This window comes from Streptomyces sp. NPDC002133 (assembly GCF_040296405.1).
GTDB lineage: Bacteria > Actinomycetota > Actinomycetes > Streptomycetales > Streptomycetaceae > Streptomyces.
Window position 1 is genome coordinate 1 of the sequence record NZ_JBEOXF010000128.1, and the last position, 4,961, is coordinate 4,961.

2 protein-coding genes are annotated in these 4,961 nt (G+C 71.8%); both read right to left on the bottom strand.

Features of this window, described 5'->3' with window-relative positions; translation table 11 throughout:
* Positions 1-1,433 (bottom strand): type I polyketide synthase (locus tag ABT078_RS42295; protein ID WP_351237778.1); only part of this gene is annotated, 1,433 nt, incomplete at its 3' end.
* Between the two features lie 26 nt (positions 1,434-1,459).
* Positions 1,460-4,961, bottom strand: a 3,502-nt coding sequence (locus ABT078_RS42300; RefSeq protein WP_351237780.1) for an SDR family NAD(P)-dependent oxidoreductase, incomplete at its 5' end; no start/stop codon positions are given.

Below are 4,961 nucleotides of genomic sequence, written 5' to 3' on the forward strand. Positions count from 1 at the left end.
GGGACAACCGGCACGGGCGTGGTGTCGTGGGCGGCCAGCGGTTTTGTGTCGTCGGCCGGGGCCTGCTCGATCACCACATGCGCGTTCGTGCCGCTCACGCCGAACGCCGACACGCCCGCCCGGCGGGCTCGACCGGTCTCCGGCCACGCCCTCGCCTCGGTCAGCAGGGTCACCGCCCCCGCCTCCCAGTCGACATGCCCCGTCGGCTCGTCGATATGGAGGGACTTGGGCATGACCCCGTGACGTATCGCCTCGACCATCTTGATGACGCCACCGACACCGGCCGCCGCCACCGTGTGGCCGATGTTGGACTTGAGTGAGCCGAGGTACAGCGGCCGGTCGGCGGGTCGGTCCTGGCCGTACGTCGCCAGCAGGGCCTGGGCCTCGATGGGGTCGCCCAGCTTCGTGCCGGTGCCGTGTGCTTCGACCACGTCCACATCTGCAGGTGCCAGACGGGCGTTGGCCAGGGCTTGGCGGATGACGCGTTCCTGGGAGGGGCCGTTGGGGGCGGTGAGGCCGTTGGACGCGCCGTCCTGGTTGACCGCCGACCCGCGCACCACGGCCAGCACCCGATGTCCGTTGCGCCGTGCGTCGGACAGCTTCTCCAGTACGAGCAGACCGACGCCCTCACTCCAGCCCGTGCCGTCCGCGGCGGCCGCGAACGACTTGCACCGGCCGTCGGCTGCCAGCCCACGCTGCCGCGAGAAGTCGACGAATCCACTCGGCGACCCGGACACGGTGACACCGCCGGCCAGCGCCAGCGCAGACTCGCCCGACCGCACCGACTGCACCGCGAGATGCAGCGCCACCAGCGACGACGAGCACGCCGTGTCCAGCGACACCGCCGGGCCCTCGAAACCGAAGGAGTACGCGACACGGCCCGATGCGACACTGCTCAGCTTGCTCGTCATGAGGTAGCCCTCGAGCTCCTCGGGGCCCTCGCGGTTCAGGTAGCTCTGCTCGACCACGCCGGCGAACACACCGGTGTTGCTGCCCTTCAGCGACATGGGATCGATGCCCGCGCCCTCCAGGGCCTCCCAGGCGGTCTCCAGCAGGAGGCGCTGCTGCGGGTCCATCCCCAGCGCCTCGCGCGGTGAGATCCCGAAGAATCCGGCGTCGAAATCGGCCGCGTCCGCAAGGAAGCCGCCCTCGCGCGTGTACGACTTGCCGGCCCTGCCCGGCTCCGGGTCGTACAGCGCCTCGACGTCCCAGCCCCGGTCCGTGGGCCACGGTGTGATGCCGTCGACCTCGTTCGCGACCAGCTCCCACAGGTCCTCGGGAGAGGACACCCCGCCGGGATAGCGGCACGCCATCCCGACGATCGCCACGGGTTCCTGGCGACCGGTTTCCAGCTCGGCCAGCCGCCGACGGGCCTTCTGGAGGTCGGCGGTGACCCACTTGAGGTAGTCGACCAGCTTCTCTTCGTTCGACATGCGGATTCAGTCTCCGTCGGTGGTGGTCAGTTCGCGGAACGGCCGAGCTGGTTGTCGATGAAGTCGAAGATCTCGGAGGCGGAGGCCGACTCGAGAACGTCGACCGGGTCGGGAGCGGCGCCGGTCCCGCCCTCCGCCCTGCGCTCGTTCGACTCGTTCAGCACGTTCAGCTCGCTCAGCCGCGAGAGGATCGTCTGCAGGCGCACGGTCACGGCGTTGCGCGTAGGAACGCCGTCCCCGTCCGGGAGCGCGTACACGTCGGCGAGCGCGGCCTCGAGCCGGTCCAGCTCGGCCAGGACCGGCGGCGTGTCCGCCTCCGAATCGCCGGGCGCCACCTGTTCGAGCAGGTACGCGGCCAGCGCCGCGGGCGTGGGGTGGTCGAAGACAAGGGTGACCGGCAGCCGTGCACCCGTCTCCGCGCTGAGCCGGTTGCGCAGATCGACCGCGGTCATCGAGTCGAACCCCAGCCCCTCGAAGGGCCGGTCGGCCTCGACGCCGTCCCGCCCGGAGCGGCCCAGGACGGCGGCCACCTCGGTGCGCACGAGATCCAGGACGAGCCGGTGCCGCTCGCCGGTGGGCAGCTCGGCGAGGCGCTGACCCAGTGTGTCGGTGGTGGTCGCCGCGGCCTGGGCGGTGCGGCGGTTCGTGACCTTGACCAGCTCGCGGAACATCGCGGGGACATTCCCGTACGCACGCATCGCGGCAAGATCCACGGGCAGCGCGACCAGGTGTGCCCGGGACCGTCCCTCGATACCGAGCGCCGTGTCGAACATGGCCGTGCCCGTCCCGGGATCGATCAGCCGGAAGCCCTCGCGGGCGAACCGCTGCAGGGCACCGGCGCCCAGATGGGCGTTGATGCCGCGTGCGCGGCCTTCCTCCGTCGCCCAGAGGCCCCAGGCGGTGGAGGTCGCGGGCAGTCCGTGGGCGGTGCGGTGGTGGGCGAGGGCGTCGAGGAAGGCGTTGGCGGCCGCGTAGTTCGCCTGCCCCGGCACGCCGGTCACGCCGGCGATGGAGGAGAAGAGGACGAAGGCCTGGAGGTTGAGGTGGCGGGTGAGGGTGTGGAGGTTCCAGGCGGCGTCGATTTTGGGGCGGAGGACTGTGGTGAGGCGTTGGGGGGTGAGGGTGGTGAGGAGGCCGTCGTCGGTGGTGCCTGCGGTGTGGATGACGGCGGTGAGGGGGTGTTCGGTGGGGATGCCGGCGAGGACGGCGGCGAGGGCCTGGCGGTCGGCGGCGTCGCAGGCGGTGATGGTGACGTGGGCGCCGAGTGCGGTGAGTTCTTCGTGGAGTCGGGTGGCGCCGGGTGCTTGGTCGCCGCGGCGGCTGAGGAGGTGGAGGTGGCGGGCGCCGTGGTGGGTGGCGAGGTGGCGGGCGAAGAGGGCGCCGAGGGTGCCGGTACCGCCGGTGATCAGCACCGTACCGTCCGCGCTCCAGGGCGTGCTCTCCGCGGCTTGGGCAGCTTGGGCAGCTTCCGCGACGCCGGACCGGCGCAGCCTGGGCAGCAGGACGTTGCCGTTTCGGATCGCCGTCTGCGGCTCACCGGCGGCGATGGCGGCGGTGGGCAGCGTGGCGCGAGCCGTCGGTCCGTCGCTGTTCCGGGCGTCTGGATCACGGGGTTCATCCAGATCACGTGGATCATCCAGATCGACCAGGAAGATTCGGTCGGGCGCCTCGGTCTGGGCCGCGCGGAGCAGGCCCCAGACGGTCGCCGCCGCGGGATCCGGCGCGGCACCCGGTTCCGTCGCCACGGCACGCCGGGTGCCGACGACCAGCCGGGTGGCCGAGAGCCGGTCGTCGGCCAGCCACTCCTGTACGAGGCCCAGCGCCCGTCGTGCGCCCGCGTGAGCGGCGGCCGCGGCGTCCGGGAGATCTTCCTTGAGGTCTTCCCCGCCCGAGCCGGCGCGCACCAGCACGGTGTCGACCGGTGCACCGGCCTCGACAGCCGCTGCGAGCCCGCCCACGTCGTCGAAGACCAGTCCCTCGAGACCCAGCTCATCGAAGCCGAGGCCGTCGAAGTCCAGCGCGTCGAAGTCCGCGGCGCTGCCCAGCGCGCCCCAGCGCACCGGCCCGGCCGCACCGAGCACCTCGGCAGACTCCCATGCGATCTCGTACAACGGCAGGTGGGCGCTCGTAGCACCGTTGAACTCGCGCTCGGGAACGTCCCGGAAGGCGAGCCGCTCCAGCGATGCCACCGGCTGCCCGGTCTCGTCGGACAGCACGACGGCGACGGTGTCCGCGTCGATCGCGTCGACCCGGACCCGTACGGCCGTCGCACCGACCGCGTACAGCCGAAGCCCCTGCCACTCGACTGGGACCCGGACGGTCCCCGGCTGCGCGGCGCCCGGAGTGGCGGCTTCGACCGCGGCCTCCAGGAGCGCGGGATGCAGCCCATGGCGGGACACCTCCGCCCGAAGGTCGGCGGGCAGCCGGACGACCGGCGCCGTGGCGTCCGCGCCCACACCGGCCGGGGACGCGGATGCCGACGGGGCTGTGGCGAGGAAGCCCTTGGCGTGGGTGGTCCAGGGGGTTTCGGTTCCGGCGGGGCGGGTGTGGAGGGTGAAGGGGTGGCGGCCGGTGTCGTCGGCGGGGTCGAGGGTGAGTTGGAGTTGGGTGGGTGTGGGCGTGGTGAGGGGGATGGGGGTGGTGAGGGTGAGGTGGTCGAGGGTGTCGGTGCCGATGTGGTCGCCTGCGTGGAGGGCGAGTTCGGCCACGGCGGAGGCAGACAGAACCGGCGTGCCGTCGACCGCCCGGTCGGCCGTCCCTGCGTACGTGTCCGCCGAGACCTGGCCGATGAACAGCGTCTGGCCACTCTCCGCCAGCTCGACCACGCCATTCAGGACCGGATGACCCGTCGAGCTTGTGCCTGCGCCTGTGCCCGTGCCCGCGCCGAAGAACGTGCCCGTACCTGCGGAGGCCTCGGACTTCAGCCAGAAGCTCTCCTCCTGGAAGGCGTACGTGGGCAGGGGTACGCGGTGGGCGCCGGTTCCGGCGAAATACGCTTCCCAGTCGACGGCGACGCCTCGGTTGTGCAACTGACCGAGACCGGAGGTGACGCCGGCCGCCTCCGGCTGATTGCGGCGCAGCAACGCCACCGCGGCCATGCCGGCCGCCCCACCGGACAGGGAGTCCTGGACCAGCGCACTGAGCACGGCGTCGGGACCGAGCTCGACGAACGTCGTGACGCCCGCGGCCTCCAGCGTGGCGACACCGTCGGCGAAGCGCACGGCTTCGCGGACGTGGCGCACCCAGTACTCCGCGCTCGACAGCTGCGCGGGGTCGGCCGGTCCGCCGGTCATGTTCGACACGATCGGGATCTTGGGTGGGTGGTAGGTCAGTTGGGTGGCGGTCTTGCGGAAGTTGTCGAGCATGCCGTCCATGTGGGGGGAGTGGAAGGCGTGGGAGACGGTGAGTTTTTTGGTCTTGCGTCCGCGCTCGTGGAGTTGGGTGGCGATGGTGGTGACGGTTTTGTGGTCGCCGGAGATGACGAGGGAGTGGGGGCTGTTGACGGCGGCGATGGCGGCGCTGAGGTGG